This is a genomic window from Synechococcus sp. CS-1326, assembly GCF_025128115.1.
Classification (GTDB): domain Bacteria; phylum Cyanobacteriota; class Cyanobacteriia; order PCC-6307; family Cyanobiaceae; genus Regnicoccus.
Genome location: NZ_JAHLYV010000018.1, coordinates 15,220 through 33,606 on the forward strand (window position 1 = coordinate 15,220; position 18,387 = coordinate 33,606).

At 67.2% G+C, this 18,387-nt stretch carries 20 protein-coding genes; 9 read left to right on the forward strand and 11 right to left on the reverse strand.

Annotated features, from left to right (window positions below; all coding sequences use genetic code 11):
* The first annotated feature begins 33 nt into the window (after positions 1-33).
* Positions 34-1,107 carry a 3-deoxy-7-phosphoheptulonate synthase gene (locus tag KQ307_RS06540; RefSeq protein WP_259702699.1) on the forward strand — a complete coding sequence of 358 codons (1,074 nt, stop codon included), beginning with the start codon at positions 34-36 and terminating at the stop codon, positions 1,105-1,107.
* Positions 1,108-1,235: 128 nt separating this feature from the next.
* Positions 1,236-1,577, forward strand: a complete 342-nt coding sequence (locus KQ307_RS06545; protein ID WP_259727375.1) for a hypothetical protein — start codon at positions 1,236-1,238, stop codon at positions 1,575-1,577.
* Here the strand turns inward: KQ307_RS06545 and KQ307_RS06550 are convergent.
* The 8 genes from KQ307_RS06550 to arsS all read right to left on the reverse strand — a co-directional run bounded on the left by KQ307_RS06550 (position 1,568) and on the right by arsS (position 9,532).
* Entirely contained in the window at positions 1,568-2,203 is a 636-nt protein-coding gene (locus KQ307_RS06550) for a diacylglycerol/polyprenol kinase family protein (RefSeq protein WP_259727376.1), read from the reverse strand. The genes KQ307_RS06545 and KQ307_RS06550 overlap by 10 nt on opposite strands.
* Positions 2,204-2,275: 72 nt before the next feature.
* Positions 2,276-3,253, reverse strand: coding sequence for an RpoD/SigA family RNA polymerase sigma factor (locus KQ307_RS06555; protein WP_259727377.1), 978 nt, complete (start codon positions 3,251-3,253; stop codon positions 2,276-2,278).
* A gap of 159 nt (positions 3,254-3,412) precedes the next feature.
* A complete protein-coding gene (gene ppk1, locus KQ307_RS06560; protein WP_259727378.1) occupies positions 3,413-5,548 on the reverse strand; it encodes a polyphosphate kinase 1 in 2,136 nt (711 codons plus the stop codon).
* Between the two features lie 42 nt (positions 5,549-5,590).
* A complete protein-coding gene (locus KQ307_RS06565; protein WP_259702694.1) occupies positions 5,591-6,850 on the reverse strand; it encodes an MFS transporter in 1,260 nt (419 codons plus the stop codon).
* Positions 6,851-6,894: 44 nt separating this feature from the next.
* Positions 6,895-7,170 (reverse strand): hypothetical protein, encoded by a 276-nt coding sequence (locus KQ307_RS06570; protein WP_259727379.1) that lies wholly within the window; start codon positions 7,168-7,170, stop codon positions 6,895-6,897.
* Positions 7,171-7,197: 27 nt separating this feature from the next.
* Positions 7,198-7,773, reverse strand: a complete 576-nt coding sequence (locus KQ307_RS06575) for a cysteine hydrolase family protein (RefSeq protein WP_259727380.1) — start codon at positions 7,771-7,773, stop codon at positions 7,198-7,200.
* A 29-nt stretch (positions 7,774-7,802) separates the two neighbouring features.
* Entirely contained in the window at positions 7,803-8,549 is a 747-nt protein-coding gene (locus KQ307_RS06580; RefSeq protein WP_259702691.1) for a TVP38/TMEM64 family protein, read from the reverse strand.
* Entirely contained in the window at positions 8,546-9,532 is a 987-nt protein-coding gene (gene arsS / locus KQ307_RS06585) for an arsenosugar biosynthesis radical SAM (seleno)protein ArsS (protein WP_259727381.1), read from the reverse strand. Before arsS ends, KQ307_RS06580 begins: the two co-directional genes overlap by 4 nt.
* Before the next feature lie 183 nt (positions 9,533-9,715).
* Here arsS and KQ307_RS06590 point away from each other — a divergent pair, with 183 nt between their 5' ends.
* The 3 genes from KQ307_RS06590 to glp are packed head-to-tail and all read left to right on the forward strand — an operon-like array spanning position 9,716 to position 12,252.
* Positions 9,716-10,435, forward strand: coding sequence for a class I SAM-dependent methyltransferase (locus tag KQ307_RS06590; RefSeq protein ID WP_259727382.1), 720 nt, complete (start codon positions 9,716-9,718; stop codon positions 10,433-10,435).
* A 25-nt stretch (positions 10,436-10,460) separates the two neighbouring features.
* The gene (gene moaC, locus KQ307_RS06595; RefSeq protein ID WP_259702688.1) at positions 10,461-10,973 is read left to right on the forward strand and encodes a cyclic pyranopterin monophosphate synthase MoaC; all 513 of its coding nucleotides are present in this window, start codon (positions 10,461-10,463) and stop codon (positions 10,971-10,973) included.
* 13 nt (positions 10,974-10,986) lie between these two features.
* Positions 10,987-12,252: a gephyrin-like molybdotransferase Glp gene (gene glp / locus KQ307_RS06600; RefSeq protein WP_259727383.1), complete on the forward strand. Its 1,266-nt coding sequence runs from the start codon at positions 10,987-10,989 to the stop codon at positions 12,250-12,252.
* 43 nt (positions 12,253-12,295) lie between these two features.
* Here glp and KQ307_RS06605 read toward each other — a convergent pair whose 3' ends face one another.
* Complete coding sequence (locus KQ307_RS06605) at positions 12,296-12,769, reverse strand: molybdenum cofactor biosynthesis protein MoaE (protein WP_259727384.1); 474 nt, start codon at positions 12,767-12,769, stop codon at positions 12,296-12,298.
* 5 nt (positions 12,770-12,774) lie between these two features.
* Positions 12,775-13,026: a MoaD/ThiS family protein gene (locus KQ307_RS06610; protein ID WP_311133747.1), complete on the reverse strand. Its 252-nt coding sequence runs from the start codon at positions 13,024-13,026 to the stop codon at positions 12,775-12,777.
* Between the two features lie 191 nt (positions 13,027-13,217).
* Between KQ307_RS06610 and KQ307_RS06615 the strand changes: the two genes are divergently transcribed.
* Genes KQ307_RS06615 through KQ307_RS06630 form a run of 4 tightly spaced genes read left to right on the forward strand, consistent with a single transcriptional unit; the run spans position 13,218 to position 17,495 of the window.
* Positions 13,218-14,522 carry a YegS/Rv2252/BmrU family lipid kinase gene (locus KQ307_RS06615; protein WP_259702684.1) on the forward strand — a complete coding sequence of 435 codons (1,305 nt, stop codon included), beginning with the start codon at positions 13,218-13,220 and terminating at the stop codon, positions 14,520-14,522.
* A 4-nt stretch (positions 14,523-14,526) separates the two neighbouring features.
* Positions 14,527-16,104, forward strand: a complete 1,578-nt coding sequence (locus KQ307_RS06620) for a metallophosphoesterase (protein ID WP_259727385.1) — start codon at positions 14,527-14,529, stop codon at positions 16,102-16,104.
* A 42-nt stretch (positions 16,105-16,146) separates the two neighbouring features.
* Positions 16,147-16,677, forward strand: a complete 531-nt coding sequence (gene moaB / locus KQ307_RS06625) for a molybdenum cofactor biosynthesis protein B (RefSeq protein WP_259702682.1) — start codon at positions 16,147-16,149, stop codon at positions 16,675-16,677.
* On the forward strand, positions 16,674-17,495 hold the full coding sequence (locus KQ307_RS06630) for an MOSC domain-containing protein (protein ID WP_259727386.1): 822 nt from the start codon (positions 16,674-16,676) through the stop codon (positions 17,493-17,495). The genes moaB and KQ307_RS06630 overlap by 4 nt, the downstream gene beginning before the upstream one ends.
* 101 nt (positions 17,496-17,596) lie before the next feature.
* Here the strand turns inward: KQ307_RS06630 and KQ307_RS06635 are convergent, their stop codons facing one another.
* A complete protein-coding gene (locus KQ307_RS06635) occupies positions 17,597-17,848 on the reverse strand; it encodes a hypothetical protein (RefSeq protein ID WP_259727387.1) in 252 nt (83 codons plus the stop codon).
* Positions 17,849-18,387 lie beyond the last annotated feature (539 nt).

The window sequence follows — 18,387 nt, forward strand, 5'->3', positions numbered from 1 at the left end:
TGAATTCGTTTTCGGTTCTCGACCGCGACCGGCATGAACCCCACCTCCGATCTCCATGTGGTGGAGACCCGGCCGCTCGTCGCCCCTGCTGTTCTGCACCGCGAACTGCCCCTCTCCGCAGCCGCCGCGGCCACCGTTGTTTCCACGCGGGATCGAATCAAGGCGATCCTGCATGGCCGGGATTCACGCCTGCTGGTCATCGTCGGCCCCTGCTCGGTCCACGACCTCAAAGCGGCGCGGGAATACGGCGACGCCCTTGTGGAGCTCCAGCAGAAGCATCGGGGTCAGCTGGAGGTGGTGATGCGGGTCTACTTCGAGAAACCCCGCACCACTGTGGGCTGGAAGGGCCTGATCAACGATCCCCATCTCAACGGCAGCTACGACATCAACACCGGGTTGCGGCTGGCCCGCAGCCTGCTGCTCCATCTCAACGAACTGGGCCTGCCCGCCGCCACTGAGCTGCTCGACCCTGTGGTTCCCCAGTACATCGCTGATTTGATCAGCTGGACGGCGATCGGGGCCCGCACCACCGAAAGCCAGACCCACCGCGAGATGGCGTCCGGTCTTTCGATGCCGATCGGCTTCAAGAACAGCACCGATGGCAGTGCCCTCACGGCGATCAATGCCATGGAGGCGGCGGCACGGCCCCACCATTTTCTCGGCATCAGTCAGCTCGGCCATGCCGCGATCGTGTCCACCACCGGCAACCCGGATGGACACCTGGTGCTGCGAGGCGGCAAGGGCGGCACCAATTACCACCCCGAAGCGGTGGCGGCGGCGGCTGCCTCCCTGGCCCGGGCCGCTCTGCCAGCTCGGCTGATGGTGGATTGCAGCCACGGCAATTCCAACAAGGACTACCGTCGCCAGGCCGACGTGGCGGCCCAGGTGGGCGCCCAGCTCGGTGAAGGCTCCCGTCATGTCATGGGGGTGATGATCGAGAGCCATCTGGTGGCAGGCAACCAGGCGATTTCCGCCGATCTGTCCCAGCTGACCTACGGCCAGAGCATCACCGATGCCTGCATCGACCTAGCCACGACCCGGGAGGTGCTCGATCGGCTGGCAGAGGCTGTGGCCGGGGTTCAGGCCACGGCCATGGCGCCGGTCTGAACTCTGCTCTGGCACTCCATTCCTTCGAGTGCCAGATTTATTTTCAGGCCCAGAACTGTTCTGGCTGAACATCAGCCCGGGCGGGAGTGTCTACGTTGCCGGAGTCACTGCGCCTGGGTGATTCTGACATGGCCTATCTCCTTCAATTCTGCGGTCTTTCTGAGCCGCTCCAGATGTTCTATCTGCAGCAAAGTACGGAATCCGTTCAGGAGCCTGGTCCTCTTTTTGCCGGGTTCCGGCCCTTTCAGCTCGATGATCTGCTGGGCTGGGCCTATGCCGCCTCGCGGCAGCGGGGCTGGGATCCGGAGGGGATCCAGCGCACGGTGCTGAACGTGTGGATGGAGCGGGCCGAGGTGATTCGCCAGTGGCAGATCCGGCTGCGGCAGGAGCCCAGTTCCCGCCTGCTGGTGGCGGGCCTCGGCACCCACGACGACTGGCAGCAGCGCTGCGAACGGATGCTTCAGGCCTGAGTGGAGAGCAGCCTCCAGAGCAGTCCGGTCACGATCGGCACGGTGAGATTATCCAGCCCGAAGACGGCCAGCTGCTCCAGCGCCGTGGCCACCAGGGCAACCCCAACCAGGCCACCGGGCGCCAGCCCAGCCGCCTCGCCGGTGGCTGCCTGCAGACTGACCAGAACAATCCAGCCCACCAGCCCCATCGTGGCGGTGCCCAGCAGGGATTTCCGCTGGCCCCAGATCTGCCAGCTCGGCGAAGGGATCGCCGCTCCGAGCACCCCGGCCAGTCCATCCCCCAGGGCCATCACCAGCACGCCTGCCGCCACGGCGTCAGGGTGCCGGGGCCAGAACAGAATCAGGAGCACGGTGATGGCGGCGCCATAGGCGATCGTGCCGTAGCTGGCGCGGCCGACATCCTCGATGGCCGGCAGCAGCCGGATCCGATGGTTGAGCGCCGCAATCGCGGTGGTCAGGGCCGCCGCTCCCACGGCGATCGGGCGATCGATGCCGACGATCCAGGCGATCACAACGACGGGACCGGTGCCGATGTGGACGAGCTTGCGACTCCATTCCCGCTGCCCGGGCCAGCGCCGCCGCAGCCAGAAGGCTGCCAGCAGCAGCAACCCGAGCCAGAGAGCCACGGCTGCAACCCCAGCCGCCTGCTGACTGGCTCCACTGAGGCCACCCCATCCGCTCAACGTTGCCAAGCCGGCTCAGGCGGCCTGCTGGTAGCTGCTCATCAGCCGCAGTTTCATGATCGCTTTGGCCTCCAGTTGCCGCACCCGCTCACGGGAGACGTTGATCGTGCGGCCGATCTCGGCGAGGGTGAGCGGCTCGGTGCCCTCCAGGCCGAAACGCAGCTTGAGAATCTTCTGCTCGCGTTCATTGAGCTGGGACAGCCAGGAGCCCAGGTGCTCCTTCTGGATGCTGCGGTCCATCGAATCCATCGATTCGTTGCTGGCCGGATCCGGAATCAATTCCCCCAGGGTGCTGCGGTCTTCTTCACCGCGGGCATGGGCATCGAGAGAGGCGCAGGGGGCGCTCTGGGTGATCAGATCCTCGAGATCCTTGGGCTCGATGCCCATTGCATGGGCCAGTTCAAGCCGGTTGGGCTGGCGCCCGAAACGATGGGAGAGCTCACGGGTGATGCGCCGCATCTTCGAGAGCTTTTCACTGACGTGAATCGGCAAGCGGATGGTGCGGGCGCTGTTGTCGATCGCCCGGGTCATGCCCTGGCGGATCCACCAATAGGCGTAGGTGGAGAACTTGTAGCCCATGGCCGGATCGAACTTGTCGACGGCGCGCTCCAGACCGATCGCCCCTTCCTGGACGAGATCCAGCAGTTCAAGACCCTGGTTCTGATACTTCTTGGCCACACTCACCACCAGCCGGAGATTGGCGGCCATCATTCGATCGCGGGCTCTGGTGCCCATCCGGATCTGATGCCGTTGGCGTGGGGTGAGCGAATCGGCCGGCAGGGCGTGAAGAATCTTCATCCCCTGCACGTGGTGGGCGAGCTCGATTTCCTCGGCGGGAGTGAGCAAAGGAACACGTCCGATCGTGCTCAGATACCACCCGATCGAGTCTGCGCTCAGACGGCCGCTGGTTCGTTGCTGACCCACTCTGGACGACGGCTTTGAACCATCCCCCTGAACTGCAGACGCAGCCGTGGATCGCGGAGGTGTCCCCATCACCTCGGCCTCCCATAAGTTATGGGCGGAACTTAGCAGAACCAGTGGCCGTTCGACGTTGCGAAATCCAGAAAATTCCGAAAATGCTCCACACTTCCGCTGAAATCCAAAGATTTCATCTGGCCGCACTGTTCCCAGCTTGTATCCGAGAAGACAAACTTATGGCCCCGCCAGTAAGCCGGTTCGCCACTTCTTGATCAGATCGAGCTGGGCGCAGTGCAGCTCGCCTTCCGGCTGACGCTGGATGAAAGTGCCGTCACTCTGCATGTCCCAGGCGGCGCAGTTGTCGTTGACATAGGCGTCCAGGAGCCTCTCCAGCTGGGCTCTGAGCTTCGGATCATCCACCGGTGCCACCGCCTCCACACGCCGATCCAGATTGCGCGGCATCCAGTCGGCGCTGCCGAAGAACATCTCCGGCTCGCCGTTGTTGCCGAACCAGAACAGCCGCGAGTGCTCCAGGAAGCGACCGATGATGCTCTGGACACGAATGTTCTCGCTGACTCCGGCCAGGCCGGGCCGCAGGCAGCACATGCCGCGAATCACCAGGTCAATCGTGACCCCCGCCTGGGATGCCTCATAAAGCAGGGCGATGATCGCCGGATCCACCAGGGCATTCATCTTGGCCCGGATCGCTCCAACGCCACCAGCGCGGGCGTGGCTGATCTCGCGTTCAATCAGGGCCTCCATCCCTTTGCGCAGGGTCACCGGTGCCACCAGCAACCGGCGGAAGCTCTGCTGCTTCGAGAAGCCGGTGAGGTAGTTGAACAGTTCCACCAGATCCTGGCCCAGCTCCGGCCGGGCCGAGAGCAGGCCGATGTCGGTGTAGAGGCTGGAGGTTTTGGAGTTGTAGTTGCCGGTGCCGATGTGCACGTAGCTGCGCAGCTTCTCCTTTTCCTTGCGCACCACCAGCATGATCTTGGTGTGGGTTTTCAGGCCCAGCACCCCATACACCACATGCACGCCGGAATGCTCGAGCTGGCGGGCCCACTGGATGTTGTTGTCCTCGTCGAAACGGGCCTTCAGCTCCACCAGGGCCATCACCTGCTTGCCGTGCTCGGCGGCCCGGATCAGGGCCGAGATGATCGGCGAATTCTTGGAGGTCCGGTACAGGGTCATCTTGATGGCCAGCACCGAGGCGTCGTCGGCGGCCTGGTTGATGAACTCCTCCACGGAGGTGGCGAACAGCTCGTAGGGGTGGTGAAGCAGCACATCGGTGCGGCGAAGCACCGAAAAAATGCTCTGGAATTCATCGGGTTTGATCGAGCCGTCTTCCAGCTGGCTTTTCTGGGCACGCACCAGGGCGGTTGGCGTACGCCCCTGGTGGGGTTTGTCCTTGAGCTCCGGCAGGGGGAGCGCCATCAGGCTCATCAGGTCATCGAGGCCGAGCGGGCCATTGATCCGATAGAGATCCCCGGGGTCCACATCGGTGCCTTCGAGCAGTTGCTCCACCACCAGATCGGGCATTTCATTGGCCACCTCCAGGCGCACCACCTCACCGCCACGACGCCGTTTGCGCAGCCCCTCCTGCAGGGCCTCCATCAGGTCGTCGGCTTCCAGGTCGCGCAGTTCCAGGTCGGCATCACGGGTGACGCGGAAGAAGTAATGCCCCTCGATCGTCATGCCGGGGAAGAGCAGCTGCAGGTTGAAGGCCACCACCTGCTCCAGGGGAACGGCGGTGAACACCGGCGTGGGCTCGCGGCTGCTCAGTTCGGCGGGGATCTCCACGAAGCGGGGCAGGATCTTCTGGGGAACCTTCACCCGGGCGAATTGCTGCTGCCCGGTTTCCGGGTCGAGAATGATCGCCGCCACGTTCAGGCTGAGGTTGCTCATGAACGGGAAGGGGTGGGCCGGATCCACAGCCAGGGGAGTGAGCACAGGGAAAATGGCGGTCTGGAAGTAGTGATCCGTCCATTCCTTCTGCTTCTTGTTGAGCCGCTCGTAATCAGCCAGGTGGACGCCCTGCCCGGCCAGTTGCTGCTTGAGGTGCTGGCGGTAGTGAACCTGCTGTTGTTCCAGCAGTGGCCGGAGTTTCTCCTGAATGGCCAGCAACTGTTGCTGGGGGGTGAGATTGTCGTCGCTGAGCACGGTGACGCCCGCATCCACCTGGGACTTGAGCGAGGCCACCCTCACCATGAAGAACTCATCGAGGTTGTTGCTGAAGATCGCGCTGAACTTCGCCTGCTCCAGCAGCGGCGTGCGGGGATTGAGTGCCTGGGCCAGCACCCTGCTGTTGAAGGCGATCCAGCTCTGTTCCCGGTTGATGTAAAGCTCGGGGGCCACCACTGGATCGCTCATTGCCCTGACACCGCGCAGTTCTGGCCGTCCGCAAGGTAGCAATCAAGGCTGGATCGTTTCGGTATGGGGCTTGCTTGCCTCCTTGCCACCCTGTGTGGGAAAACCTCCGGCTACCAGCACCGCCACCCCGAGCAGCAGGGTGATGCCTAGCCAGAAGGGACTCTTCTGCCCCGCCAGGTCGTAGGCGAGGCCGGCCAGGGGTGGGCCGATGAAGCTGCCGAGGCTCTGCAGGCCCTGCAGGCTGCCGAGGGCGGCACCCTGGCCGCTGCTGTCGAGTCGCCGGGACACGAGGCTGCGCAGGCAGGGGGTGACCAGGCCAGTGCCTGCCGCCAGGATCGCCACAGCGCTGAACACCACCGGCTGGGCATTGGCGGCGTTGGCGGCCGGCACCAGCAGGCAGCCGGTGATCACCAGGCCGAGGCCGGCGAGGGTGAGGCGCCATTCACCGAAGCGTTGCACCAAGGGGCCGATCAGGCCTCCCTGCACCACGGTGGCCACAACGCCCACCACCAGGAAGGCGGCGGCAGAGAGGCCCGGTCCCCAGCCGAACGCCTGCTTGAAATAGAGCACCAGCACGGCGGTGAAGCCGTTGAAAGCCAGGAAGAAGAGGAAGAAGGCCAGGCTGAGGCGCCGCACCTGGGGGTTGGTGAACACCTTCCGCAGCTGGCTGAGCGGGCTGAGATCACGCTTGCGGGGCAGTTGCCGGCGCGCCGCTGTCGGCAGGGTTTCAGGCAGCACCGTGAGCACCAGCACCAGGTTCACGGCCGCCACGGCCACCGCCAGCAGCAACGGCAGGGTGATGCTCACGCCGGCCAGCAGGCCGCCCAGGGCCGGCCCGAGGATGAAGCCGAGCCCGAAGGCCACGCCGATCAGCCCGAAGGCCTTGGCCCGCTGCTCCGGCGGGCTGATGTCGGCCAGCACGGCGCCGGCGGTGGCGGCGGTGCCGCCGCTGACGCCATCGATCAGCCGGGCGGCGAACAGCAGCGGCAGCGGCCAGGCGCTGCCGGCCGGCCAGGGCACGGCGAGGGTGAGGGCAAAACCGCCCAGACCCAGCACCGAGCCGGCCACGCAGGCACTGATCACCGGCTTGCGCCCGAAGCGATCGCTCAGCGCGCCGATCAGGGGGGTGAACAGGAACTGGGCCAGGGCGTAACTGCCGGCCAGCAGGCCGAGGGTGCGGCCATCACTGGTGAAGCTGGCCAGCAGGAACGGCAGCAACGGAAACACGATGCTCTCGCCCAGCCGGTCGTTGAGCAGGGTGAGAAAGGCGCAGAACCGCGTGGAAGGGCGCGTCCAGCCCATGGCATCAACGCGCGGCAATGTCCATACCTTCCCATGGGAGGCCGCTACCGCTCTCGCAGGCCGCTGATCCACGCGGGCGTCCGGCCCGCCAGTTCCACGAGGACCAAAGCGACTGTTCCGCCCAGCATCACCAGCACGAAGCGATCGAGGCCTTTGCGCCGCGACGCTGTGACCTCCCCGGTGGCCACGCTGGCCGATGACCAGATCCACCACTGCCCGAAGGGAGGCTGCCAGACGCTCACCGCCAGGGAAGAGAGCGTCACCGCCAGGGCGCGGAGCAGCGCCTGACGCCCCAGTTGACGCCGCTGCTCCGGCGGCACGGGCCAGCTCCGCTCAGGCAGGGGTGCTCAGCACAGGGCGGCGAGATCGCCGACCCCCACCACGCGGGCCAGGCGGGCCAGGGAGTTGATCGCCTGGACGTGCTCTGTGCTGGTGGAGGCGGCACAGGCCTCCTCCACCAGCACCACCCGGTAATCCCGGTCATGGCCTTCCCGCGCCGCCGCCTGCAGGGCCCAGCAGGTGCTGACGCCGCCAAGCACCAGCTGCTCGATGCCGCCGGCCCGCAGCACCGGCTCCAGGGCCGTGCCGTGGAACGGACTCAATCGCGGCTTGACCAGCACCAGATCGGCCGCCTCCACCGCCAGATCCGGATGGAACTCCGTTCCCCACTGACCGAGCTGGAGGGCGCCCAGCTCCCGGGCGCGGCCGAAGATCGGGGCGTGGCTGGGAAGCTCGGGGTAACCACGAGCGAAACCCACCTTCACCAGGATCGTCGGCCAGGCGCGGCTCCGGGCCAGCTCAAGCGCCCGGTTGGCTGCAGCCAGCACCTGCCGCCGCTGCACTTCGGCAGCGCAGGTGGGGATCGCCCCGTCCTGATGGGTGATGTCGTTGATCAGATCGATCAGCACCAGCGCCGTGCGCATCGGCCGGCCTCAACCGCGCTCGTGGCCCATCATTGCCCTGCCCGCCAGAGCTTCCAGCGCTCCAGGGCCAGCCGCGCGATCCAGGGAAAGACGCCCAGCAGCGCCAGCGACAGCAGCAGCGGCGGCGTGAGGATGCCTTCGAGGCTGCGCAGCTGCCCCAGCTGCGTGCCGGCGTTCACGTAAACGAGGGTGCCGGGCAACATGCCGATCTGGCTGGTGACGTAAAAGGAGAGCGTGCGGATCGGGGTCAGCCCCATCACCACATTCACCAGGAAAAAGGGGAACACGGGCACCAGCCGCAGGCTGAGCAGGTAGAGCACCCCGTCGCGGCGCAGGCCCGCCTCGATCGGGGCCAGCCTGGCGCCGAAGCGGTTCAGCATCGGCTCGCGCAGCAGGGTGCGGGCGAGCAGGAAGGCGATGGTGGCCCCGGCGCTGGAGGCAAATGAAACCAGCAGGGTGCCGAGCCCCAGCCCGAACACCGCGCCTCCGGCCAGGGTCATCACCGCCGCGCCGGGCAGGGAGAGCCCGGCAACCAGCACATAGGCCAGGCCGTAGAGGGCCGCGGCACGGACAGGCGTCTGCTGGCGCCAGGCCAGCAGGCTGGTGTGGGCGTCGCGCAGGGCGTCGAAGCTGAGCTGCCGGGGCAGATCCAGCAGGAAGAACAGCGCTACCAGGGCGGCCACCGCCAGCAGCAGCAGCCAGCGCCTGGAGGCTGGGCTGGAGTCAGGGCTGGAGGCTGGGCTTGACGGCACGTCTTCCTCGGGGTCTGGCGTCATGCGGCCAGCGCCCCGCCGCAGCTGGAGCCGCTGCCGGCGGTGCAACCAAAGCAGTGGTCGGCCACCTGGATCGGATCGCCGCTGGGGTCGCGCCCCAGCAGATCCCGCAGATGGGGACGGTTGCCGGGTCCCGCTGCCACCAGCCCCAGCTGCTGGTTGAAATCGCAGTCGTAGAGGAAGCCCTGCCAGTCGACGCTGATCAGCTGGCGGCACATCACCTGCTCCAGGTTGGCGTCGCGGTGGCTGCGGCGCAGCAACTCCCGATAGTCCTCCAGCTCCCCCTGGGCGCTCAGCACCGCCGCGAAGCGCTGCACCGGCATGTTGGCCAGGGCATAGAGCCGGTTGAACACCACGCCGTGATCGGCCGCCAGCACCCGGCGGTAGTCGGCCTCCAGCGGCCCCTGCGCCGGTGGCAGCGCCGCCCCCTGGGGGTTGTACACCAGGTTCAGCTCCAGACCCGAGCCCGGCTGGCCGTAGCCGAGCGCGTTGAGCTGGCGCAGGCCGTCGATGCTGCGCTGGAACACGCCGGAGCCCCGCTGACGCTCCACGTTGTCCTGCAGATAGCAAGGCAGCGAGGCCACCACCGTGACCCCCTCGGCGGCCAGAAAGGCGGCCAGATCCTCCTGGCCAGGCTCCTGCAGGATCGTGAGATTGCAGCGATCGATCACCTCCACCCCCAGGGCGCGGGCCCGTCGCACCAGTTGCCGGAACTGGGGATGCAGCTCCGGCGCGCCGCCGGTGAGATCGAGGCAGCGCAGCTCCCTGGCGGCCAGCACCGCCGGGATCAGGGCCAGGACGTCTGCCGCCATGCTTTCGGTGCGGGTCGGGCCGGCATTCACGTGGCAGTGCACGCAGGCCTGATTGCAGCGGTAGGTGAGGTTCACCTGCAGGGTTTCCAGGCGGCCTCGCCGCAGCGGCGGGAAGACGTTGCCGGGTTCCAGGCGGTCGCGTCCAGGGGTGGTGCGCTGGGGGGCGATGGTCACGGGGTGATCAGGGTCGTGCTGGTGGGAACGCGCCGGCCGGCGGGGGACTGCCAACGGGGGCACTGCCAACAGGGGCATTGCCAACGGGCCCAGACCCTTCTAATCGGCCCTTTCCAGCAGCTGAGGCCGGTTGCCTCGGGTGAGCAGGGGTCGACACTGGCTTGCCTCTGCTGCTGGCTGGCCATGGAGCTGGAATTCAGGCGGGTCGTTTTCTTCGGCCGCAGCGCGGCTGAATGCCTGGAGATGTACGGCCTCGCACCGGCCCAGTGGCTGGGCGCCTCGGTGCTCGATTGCCCGGGTGGGCCGGGTTCGCTGGCCGCGGTCCTGGGTGAGGTGGGACTTGATGTCACAGCGGTGGATCCCTGGTACGGGGCATCCCCCGAGTGTCTGGATCGTCAGGCCCGCGGCGACATCGCCCTGGCCATGGAGCAGATCGCCGCTGCCGATCACCTGGCCGCCGGCTTCGACCTGAAGGCCTACCGCACCGAGAAGCATCGGGCGCTGGAGGCCTTCCTCGCCGACTACGGCCGCCGGCCCCAGCGCTATGTGCAGGCGGCCCTGCCGGTGCTTCCTTTCGCCGATGCCAGCTTCGATCTGGTGCTGAGCGGACACCTGCTCTTCTCCTATGCACCTCTGGATGTGGGGGGCCTGATGCCGACAGGGGGCTTCGACTTCGCCTGGCATCGCCGGGCCATCGCTGAGCTGATGCGGGTCTGTCGCCGGGAGGTGCGGATCTACCCCGCCCACACCCTGCAGGGCCTGGCCCGACGCCATCCCTACGCCGAGGCTTTGCTGGCAGAGCTCCCCGCCGGCTGGGCGGGCAGGTTTCAGCCGTCCCGCTACGTCCAGGGGCACATCGGCAGCACCGAGGGCCTGCACCTGGAGCGCCTGACCCCGGCTTAGCGTTCGCAGATTCGCGTGGGATCCCGTGCCGGAGGTCCGCAGGCCCGATCCGTCACTCAGCCACCTCAACGCCAGCGGCGAGGTGCACATGGTGGAAGTGGGCGATCGCCCCGCCACCGATCGCCGTGCCGTGGCCGAGGGCTTCATCGCCATGGACCCGGCGGTGCTGGCGCTGGTGCTCGACGGCCGCGCCGCCAAGGGGGATGTGCTGGCGGTGGCACGGGTGGCGGCGATCCAGGGCGCCAAGCGCACCTGGGAGCTGATCCCCCTCTGCCACCCGATTGCGCTCACGGGCCTGGAGGTGCGCATCGAGCCCAGCGCCGATGGCGGCGGCCTGCGCATCGAGGCGATGGCCCGCACCACCGGCCCCACGGGGGTGGAGATGGAGGCGCTCACCGCCGTGCAGATCGGCCTGCTCACCCTCTACGACATGGTGAAATCCGCCGATCCGGCCATGACGATCGGCCCGGTGCGGTTGTTGAGCAAAACAGGCGGACGCCATGGCGCCTGGTCCCATCCCGGCGCCGTGCCCTCCTGAGCCGAGAGTCCTGATGAGCAGCCGCGCTGCAGCGTTTGAGCCTTACCCCCGCGAGGGTCTGCCCCTGGAGGAGGCCCGCCGCCAGGTGCTGGCCGCGCTCACGCCCCTGGCCGGCAGCGAGCGGCTGCCGCTGCCGCAGGCCCTGGGCCGGGTGAGCGCGGCGCCGGTGCTGGCCGCGGAGGCGGTGCCAGGCTTCCGCGCCTCGATCATGGATGGCTATGCCCTGGCGGTGGCGAGTGTCCCGCAGCCGGGACACTCCTGGCGCCTGGTGGGCCGCTCGGCGCCGGGCGCCCCCTATGCCACGCCGCTGCTGGCGGGGGAAGCGATCCGCATCCTCACCGGTGCTCCCCTGCCGGAAGGGGCCACCCGGGTGCTGCCCCAGGAGCTGGTGGAAGCCGAGGGAGAGCGCCTGAGCCTGATGCGTGAAGCGGGGTCCAACCCCTGGATCCGCGCCGCCGATGAGGAGGCCGCTGCCGGCCAGGAGCTGCTGGGAGCCGGGGTGCGGCTGGGCCCGGCCGATCTGGGCCGGCTGGCCAGCTGCGGCGTGGCGGAGCTGGTGGTGCGGCGGCGGCCGCGGCTGGGATTGCTGATCACGGGCGATGAACTGGTGCCTGCCGGCAGCCGGCGCGGCCCGGGCCAGATCTGGGAGAGCAACGGCACCCTGCTGTCGGCGCTGCTGGCGCGGCTGGGGGTGGAGGTGGCCGAGCAGCGGGTGGTGGCCGATGCACCGGTGCAGCTGCGCGCAGCCCTGCTGGAGCTGGCGGCCGGCTGCGATCTGGTGGTGAGCACCGGCGGGGTGTCTGCGGGCGACAGCGACTGGATTCGGCCACTCCTGGCCGAGCTGGGGCAGGTGAGCTTCTGGAAGCTGTTCCTCAAGCCCGGGCGCCCGTTCGCCTTCGGGCGGCTGGGGGATGGGGGCGCTGGCACGCCATTTTTTGGCCTGCCGGGTAATCCGGTGGCGGCCGCGATCACCGCCCTGCAGCTGCTGCTGCCGGCGCTGCAGCTGCTGGAGGGGGCGCCGGTGCAGCCGCTGCCGCGCCTGAAGGTGCGGCTGGCGGCGGAGCTCAAGCGCGGCGCCGGCCGCCCCGAGCTGGCCCGCGCCCGGCTGCAGGTGGGCCCTGATGGCGAGCTGCTGGCGCTGGTGGACGGCAGCCAGGCCTCCTCACGGATCGGTTCGCTGCAGGGTGCCGACCTGCTGCTGGAGATTCCGGCGGAGCTGGGCGCGCTGGCGGCCGGCACGGAGCTGTGGGCCCAGCTGCTGCGGCTGCCGATCTTCTGAAGGCTGTCGCGGCGTTGAACAACCTTCTGCATGACGCTGCTGCTCAGAACGCCGTGTTGCCCTCCACCCAGGCGCCCACGCCGCCGCTCCACTCCCGCTTCCAGAAGGGAGCCTCATGTTTGAGGGCTTCAAGCAGCTCCTGGCCACCGCGCTGGGTCGGGCCGCGCCGGTCGGCGGTCACCGCCACCAGCACGATCGCTTCACCGGGCAGCACCCGCCCCACGCGGTGATCCACCCGCACGGCCCGCAGGCCATGGCGCTGGGCGCAGTCGGCGGCGAGGCGAGAGATCTGCGCTTCGGTCATGCCGGGGTAGTGCTCCAGCTCCAGGGCCTCCAGCGGCACTCCCGCCGCCGTGACACCCCGCACCCGGCCGATGAAGTGGGCTTCGGCGGCGGCGGGCTCGGCGCCGCTGGCCGCCAGGCTCCGCTGCCACGCCGCAAGGGCGACGAGCGGATCGAAGCGTTCGGGGTGCAGCTGCAACTGCAGGGCGATGTTGCCCGGAAGCGGATCAGCCATCGCCCTCAGCCCCCACTGATCGGTGGCAGGAAGGCCACCTCCGCGCCCGGCTCCAGCCGCTGATCGGCGCTGGCGAACACCTGGTTCACCGCCACCCGCACCTGCGCTGGCAGCGTGTCCCCCAGACCCAGCTGCCGCCACAGGCTGGCCGGGGTGGGGGCAGCGGCGCCGGCGGGGAGCGCCACCTGGCGCTCCGCCCAGCCGGCCCGCTCCCGGAGCGCGGCGAACAGCCGCACGGTGATCGATGCGGTGATCACGGCGCTGAACGAGGCAGTAAGGAGAAGTCATCCTGCCGCTCCTGTGATTCAGCCGGAGAGGCGCAGCAGCAACAGCAGTAGCAGCAGCAGTGGCCCCTCCTCCTGGTTCGGGAAAGAAATCTGGCTTGGCTGAGCCGGCCTCTGCTCCATAGGATCAGGGCCATCCACCATGAAGGCCGCTTCCAGGCGCGATGTCCCAGACCCTCGCCCTGCTGGCCCATCCATCCGAGCTGGAAGCCCTGCTCACCTGGGTGGGTCAGTACAAGCCTGCCCTGGCCGCTTTCCAGGTCATCACCACGCCGGAGCTGGCCCGGTCGTTTCGACTTGACGGGCGGACGGCGTCTCTGGAGCTGGCGGAACTGAAGCCACTCGAAGCCGGCGGTGATATCGAGCTGGCCGCCAGGGTGATGGCGGCTGAGCTGTCGGCGATCATCTATTTCGTGAGCGCCGAGGCCTTTCTTCACGCCACCGCCGATCTGCTCCTGCTGATCAGGGCTTGTGCGATCGAGAACACGCCCCTGGCCCTCAATGAAGCCACCGCCGACCTGGCGATGCGTGGATTGGCCCACAGCCGGATCGCCTATCTGATCTTCAATCCGGTGGCTGGCCAGGGCAACTCCCAGCAGGAGCTGGCGATGATCCGCTCGATTCTGGAGCCCCAGATTCTCCTGAATGTGGTGATCACCAAGCCTGATCTGGATCCCGCCGATCAGGCTCGCGCCATTGTCGCCACGATTCAGGCCCAGCCCGAGAGTGATCCCGGCACCACGATGATCCTGGCTTCGGGAGGCGATGGAACGGTGTCGGCGGTGGCTGGTGCCGTGATCGGCACCGGCATCCCGATCGGGATCATTCCGCGGGGCACCGCCAATGCGTTTTCCCAGGCACTCGGCATCCCCATCGATCTGCGGGGTGCCTGCAACACGATCCTGGCGGGCCACAGCCGGGTGATCGACGCGGCCCGGTGCAATTCGATGCCGATGATCCTGCTGGCCGGCCTGGGCTTTGAGGCGGGGATGGTGAACCGTGCCACCCGGGAACTCAAGAATCTGCTTGGCCTGCTCGCCTATGTGCTGGCCGGTGCCCAGCAGCTGGCCAATCAGGCTGCCTTCGAGGCCACCCTCGACATCGACGGCAGACGAATCGACCTTCAGGCCGTGGCGATCACCGTGGCGAATGTGGCGCCACCCACCTCCGTGCTGGCCCAGGGATTCGGTCAGGTGATTCCCGATGATGGACAGCTGGAAGTGACGATCGGCACCCCCGCCAACCGCCTGCAGGGTTTGAATGCGCTGGCCTCACTGGCGGCTTCGGCGATCGTTCAGTCCCCCACCGACCGCGATGATCTGCTTTGCTTCCGCGCTTCCACGATTCGCATCCTGACCAATCCACCGCAGCTCCTGGTGATCGATGGGGAGATCGTGGAAGCCAACCCGATCACCTTCGAGTGCTTGCCCGCCAGTCTCACTGTCTTCACGCCGCTGGTCGGGATCTGAACCCATGGGTTGGACCATCGAGCCTTCGATTGCCGTCAAGATCGGCTGCATGAAGGAGCGGGTGCGCTGGCGGCATCCTGCAATCACCTCCCGGCAGATCGATCAGACGCGGTTGGTGTTTGATTCGGGGCTCGATGCTGATGCGGCCTTTGCCTTTCTGGTGCTGGGGGACAGCGGCACGGGTCGGCATCGCCGCCAGCGGCCCCAGCGTCAGGTGGCTGAATTGATGCTCCGCCACGGCCAGGGGGCGAGCTTCATCCTGCACACCGGCGATGTGGTGTATCAGGTTGGCTCCAGCGAGCAATATCGCAACAACTTCATTGTTCCCTACCGCGAATGGTTGGTGGATGGCGATCATCCCGATCGCATCGCCTACGACCGGATGATTTTCAACACTCCCTTCTTTCCGGTTCTCGGCAACCACGACTACTACGATCTGCCTCCACCCCTGGGGCTGCTCTCCGGTCTGACCGCCCCGCTCCGGCAGCTGTTGAGCCCCCTGCTCGATCTGGATGTCGGCTGGCATGGATCCCGCCGCGGCGAAGCCTATGCCTGCGCATTTCTCGATGTTCTCCAGCACCTCCCGGAAAGTGAGCTGGGCAACCACCTTGATCAGTGCTACGCCAGTGAGCTGGATGGGGAGCGCTGCCTCAGCTACAGGCCTTCCCGATTCACCCGCCTGCCCAATCGCTATTACAGCTTCAGGGTGGCCGGGCTGGATGTTTTTGCGCTGGATTCCAACACCTTCAATCAGCCCCTGGCCGGACCCCGCTCGGATCCAGCGGCCGGCCAGGCCGAACTGGGCGCCCTGCGGCAGCGATTGATCCTGGAGCGAACCCGCTTGCGCCTCTCCCTCGGGGGCAGCTGGACGGCTTCCCTCGATCCGGATGATCAAGGCGACAGGGCCGATGACCTGGCCGGAGAGCTGGAGGCGATCGAGGAGCAGCTCAACGACATCGAGAAGCAGCTGGACCGTGATGAGGCGGCCCAGACGGTCGACCATGAACAGCTGGGCTGGCTGAAGGATCGGCTGGTGGCGTCCTGGCGCAATCCGGCGGTGCGGGGCAGGGTCCTGGTGCTTCACCATCCGCCTTATGTCACGGAAGCCACCAAGTGGTTTCAGGGGCAGACCCTGGCGGTTCGGCACCGGCTTCGCCAGGTGCTCGATCAGGTGGCTGCCGAGCTTGGTCCCGATGACCGTGACCCGCGCCAACCGCTGCTCAGCCTGGTGCTGATGGGCCACGCCCATTGCCTGGAGGTGCTCCGCACCGGCGCCACCGGCCACGGTGATGCCCACATCCCCTGGGTGATCTGTGGCGGCAGTGGCTACAGCCTGCGCCGTCAACGGCCGGAGGGCGCCGATCTGGGCGGCAGCGTCGGCGGGCAGCCGGCCACCCTGGCCCGCTCCGAGCTGTTCGTCGGCCGCAGCGGCCAGGGGGCACGGCTGCGGCGGCCCTACTCAGCGTTGCGGGTGGAGGTCGGGACGGGGCGGCCACTGCGGCTCAGGCTGATCCCCCTGGTCACCGAGCGGCTGAACAAGCAGTGGCAGCAGACCCAGCTGGCGCCGATCCTGCTCTGTTGACGGCCTCCCTAGGCTCCTGCCAGTGAATCGTGATTGCTGCCCTTGAGCCTTGCGATAGCCCTGCTCACCGTTTCCGATCGGCGCAGCGCCGACCCTGGTCTGGCTGACCCTTCCGGTGACCGTCTGCTCGACCGGCTGGGTGAGGCGGGCCATCGGTTGCAGGACCGCCAGCTCGTGGCCGACAACCGCTACGCCATCCGTGCGGTGGTGAGCGGCTGGATCGCCGATCCCGCCGTTCAGGTGGTGATCAGCACCGGCGGCACCGGGCTGACCGGCCGGGACGGCACGCCGGAGGCGGTGCGTCCGCTGCTCGACAAGACGATCGAAGGGTTCGGCGAGCTGTTCCGGGTGCTCTCCTTCGAGACGATCGGCACCAGCAGCCTCCAGAGCCGCTGCCTGGCCGGGGTGGCCAACGGCACGGTGCTGTTCGTGCTGCCGGGATCGCTGGATGCCGTGACCACGGCCTGGGACCGCCTGATCCGGGCCCAGCTCGATGGCGACACCCGCCCCTGCAACCTGGTGCAGCTGCTGCCGCGGCTCACCGAGGATTCGCTGCGGCTGGTGGAGCGATGAGCGGCCAGCTGGTGGGCCTGGTTGAGGCGCTGTGGCGTTATCCGGTCAAGTCGATGCTGGGGGAGTCGCTGCAGCAGGTTCCCGTCACCGAGCGCGGCCTCTGCGGCGACCGGGCCTATGCCCTCTGGGATCACGCCACCGATCGAGTGGCCAGCGCCAAGAATCCGCGCTTGTGGCGGGGCCTGCTGGGCTGCAGGGCCCGCTTCGAGGCCATGCCCCGACCGGAGGCGCCGCCGCCGCCGGTGCGGATCGAAGCGGCGGGATCAGAAGCCATCCTCAGCAGTGATCCAGCCATCAACACCACCCTCTCCGGCTGGTTCGATCGCCGCGTGAGCCTGCTGGACCGACCACCCGAGGGGGCCAGCCTGGATCAGTACTGGCCCCCGATCGAGCAGCGGGCCTTTCAGGATGTGGTGAACGAACTGGTGATGCCGGCCGGCACCTTCTTCGATTCCAGCCCGATTCACGCCATCAGCACCGCCAGCCTGGAGCGGTTGCGCCAGCTCGAGCCCCAGCTGGATTTCGCGGTGGAGCGGTTCCGCCCCAACCTGCTGATCGCCGCCGCGGGCGGGGCCAGCGGCTTCGTGGAGGAGGGCTGGATCGGCCGCCGGCTGCGCCTGGGCGCCAGCCTGGAGCTGAAGGTGGAGCAGGGCTGTCCCCGCTGCGTGGTCACCACCCTGGCCCAGGGGGCCATCCCCGAGCAGATCGAGATCCTGCGCGCCACAGCCCGCCACAACAGGGTGGTGGCGGGGGTCCTGCTGTCGGTGCTGCAGCCCGGCGCCGTGGCGGTGGGAGATGCGGTGACCCTGCTGGAGTGAATTCAGGCGGCGGCAGCCTGCCGCTCATCTGCCCTGAACCAGCCCAGAGCAACGCAGACGCCACAACCGCGCCGTCGAAGGCGTCTCAGTCGATGCACAGATCATTGGCGCCCTGGGGCCCCACAGAACGCCACGACTAGCGAAGTCCATGCTGCAGCCGAGCCAAACACGATGATCAAGCCGTTGCCAAACGGGCCGAAGCCAGCACCAAACAACAGTGACCCGTTGAGTGCCGAGTACATCGCGACACCTGGAAGAAGGATGAACGAGAGCCCCGTGCCGATGGCTCCTTGCAATGGCATGAGCAGGTAGATGCCGCTTGTAAGCAGGGCGAAGCCTGCGAAGACAACCAACAGCAAACGTAGGCGCGGTTTGAATCTCACGTGTAGCTGTGGTTGTTTATTTGGGCCTGCCGCTTGCCATCGCCTGGCTGCAGTGAGCTCAGGCAGGAGCCAGAACCATCTTCAGTGGAAGCGCTTGGTGATTTCCAATGGGCAAACCTCAACAAGAAGGTTGCTATCGCTTTCTCCAGGTCTAAAGACCTCTCTCAAAGCTGAGCCACAGATAAGCAGACGCTCAATCCCGTATCGCTAGCAAGCTGCAGCGATTTCCTCCCTCTTCTCTTGGATGAGGACTGACATGACTCACCTCCTATCCCAATTATACCGAGAAATCCAGAAGTTCGCCAAGTGATCCTGCATCAAGGGGTTCTTAAGGGCACCTCGAAAAATTTACGTCGCTCCCTGACAGACTTTGAAATAAGCAATAGAATTGGTTCAGTTCAACACAGCTGAATGGGACAGCGTGGATTCTGGGATGAGGAGAAGCGCATCCACAGGCTTCAGCAGAAGAAGCCTACGTTAGCGACCCTATCCGAGACGATTCCTTGGGA